The 645-nt window shown below is 46.7% G+C and carries 1 tRNA gene and 2 rRNA genes; all 3 read left to right on the top strand.

The features are described from left to right. Positions 1-155: 155 nt before the first annotated feature. Positions 156-271 (top strand): 5S ribosomal RNA (rrf, locus tag CIK04_RS31220). A 49-nt stretch (positions 272-320) separates the two neighbouring features. Further along, positions 321-396 (top strand) — tRNA-Thr (locus CIK04_RS31215). Positions 397-404: 8 nt separating this feature from the next. Beyond that, positions 405-520 (top strand): 5S ribosomal RNA (gene rrf / locus CIK04_RS31210). Positions 521-645 lie beyond the last annotated feature (125 nt).

The following is a 645-nucleotide window of genomic DNA, read 5'->3' as shown; positions in this document are numbered from 1 at the left end:
GCAGGGTGTGTAAGCGCTGTGAGGCGTTGAGCTAACCTGTACTAATTGCCCGTGAGGCTTAACCATACAACACCCAAAGGGTTTTGATGGACTCAAAGCAAGAACGAATTGAATGTGTAGAGAACGCAAACAGCTTTCCGAATTTTAAGAATTTGCTTGGCGACCATAGCGTTTTGGACCCACCTGAACCCATTCCGAACTCAGAAGTGAAACGAAATAGCGTCGATGGTAGTGTGGGGTTTCCCCATGTGAGAGTAGAACATCGCCAGGCTTTTAATTTTTAAAACCCGCTTTCAGAGCGGGTTTTTCAAGTTTTAAATGCTGATATGGCTCAGTCGGTAGAGCGCATCCTTGGTAAGGATGAGGTCCCCAGTTCGATTCTGGGTATCAGCACCATGATTTTGCTTAGCGACCATAGCGCTTTGGACCCACCTGATTCCATTCCGAACTCAGAAGTGAAACAAAGTAGCGCCGATGGTAGTGTGGGGTTTCCCCATGTGAGAGTAGGACATCGCTAGGCTCTTTATTTTGTTTTTAACTTTTAAAAAGTAAAATAAAACTTAGACTCAATAGTCTAACCAGTGCGGAGCGGTAGTTCAGTTGGTTAGAATACCGGCCTGTCACGCCGGGGGTCGCGGGTTCGAG

This window comes from Vibrio sp. 03_296 (assembly GCF_002265885.1).
The sequence above is the reverse complement of the archived record's forward strand: the minus strand, read 5'-3'. Positions and strand labels throughout refer to the sequence as shown.